Genomic DNA, 621 nt, shown 5'->3' on the forward strand with positions numbered 1-621 from the left:
AGCATGCCTGCATGATGGGCGCCATCTGGATGATCGATAAACCCAAGCTCGATAAGCTGCTCCCAACTAGGCTCTACAATAGCCGCAGGGGTTACTAGTATCAATGCTTCTTGTGCCATAGGTCTGCAGCTAACCGTTTCATCATCTGAGATATCCGTCATAAAGCCAATATCAATCTCGTGATTAGCCAGCGCCCGCTCTATATCAGCATTGGGAGCAAATCGGTAGTCAATGATCAGTTTTGGGTGCTGCTGCTGTAATGTCAAAAGCTGCGGATACAGTTTGAGCCCCACGCTACCCGGTGACATCAACCGCACCAATCCTTCATAAGGCGGATCTTCACCGATGCGCTGTTCTAAATTTGATAATCGCTGCAATATCTCGCCTGCTTCTTTATAAAGCTGCTCACCTGCATTGGTCAATGAAAACTGCTTTCCTTGTCGAATTAACAAGTCTGCATCTAGTTGCTCCTCTAACTTACTTATGTGTTGGCTCACACCAGACTGCGTCATATATAGACGTTCAGCCGTACGAGTAAAGTGCCCCACTTCTGCAAGCGTACAAAAGGTGCGTAGCCATGTGATATTTATCATTACGATATATACTTAACTTTATAATAAA

General features: G+C 45.2%; 1 protein-coding gene. It reads right to left on the minus strand.

Annotated features, from left to right (window positions below):
• On the minus strand, positions 1-593 hold a 593-nt coding region (locus ACS8FC_RS18815), incomplete at its 3' end, for a LysR family transcriptional regulator (RefSeq protein ID WP_439297910.1).
• Positions 594-621 lie beyond the last annotated feature (28 nt).

It is taken from the genome of Psychrobacter sp. 1Y4, assembly GCF_051847555.1.